The organism is Vibrio sp. 378, from assembly GCF_033339435.1.
Window position 1 is genome coordinate 1 of sequence record NZ_JAWOUO010000501.1, and the last position, 731, is coordinate 731.

General features: G+C 44.7%; 1 protein-coding gene. It reads right to left on the reverse strand.

Annotated elements, in window-relative coordinates; all coding sequences use genetic code 11:
- Positions 1–224: 224 nt before the first annotated feature.
- Positions 225–731 (reverse strand): SDR family oxidoreductase (locus R7Q48_RS27185; RefSeq protein ID WP_318133358.1); only part of this gene is annotated, 507 nt, incomplete at its 5' end.

Sequence of the window (731 nt, forward strand, 5' to 3'; positions counted from 1 at the left end):
ACGCATCGCGATTCGCTTGTGTTTGACGTTTCCCTGCGCTTCTTAAGCAGTAGTTGAGTTCGTGATCTTCACTAAAATTCACCAGATCTCTATCCGCAGCCATGCTCACTCTCCTTATTTGTTTGATAGCCTTACTAAGTCTGGAAAGGAAACGCAGAAATTCAAGGTTGTCAGAGAAGTAGAAAGCATAAAGCTAACCTACCTCTCATCTTTTTATAAAATACTTACCAAGGAAGCGAAGTTCCGTCGTAATTGATGAATTGACCAGAGTGTTCAACGGTGCTTTGGTCAATAACTTGTGCCAGCCCTTGAGCTGATGTCTCTGCATCTATAAGTGCATTTGGCCCACCCATTGCGGTGCGTACCCAACCAGGGTGCAAAGCAAGGACAGTAAAACCGTCAGGCGTTAAGTCATTGCTTAAGCTTTTTACTACGGAATTGAGTGCCGCCTTTGACGAGCGATAAATATAGCCGCCACCCGATGTATTCTCCGTCATACTCCCGACTTTTGAAGAGATGCAGGCGATTTTTTTCAACTGTCCTTGTTGCAGTTGTGGATAGAGCGTTTCGACCAGTTTAAGTGGCGCTATCGTATTAATCTCAAGTACTTTACGCCATTCATCCACATTGGTATTGCCAAACCCATAACCTTTAGGGCCGTAGTAACCAGCGTTGTTAATCAAAAGGTCGATAGGTGGCAGGCTCTGAGCAAGTAACGCGATTTTTGCGTA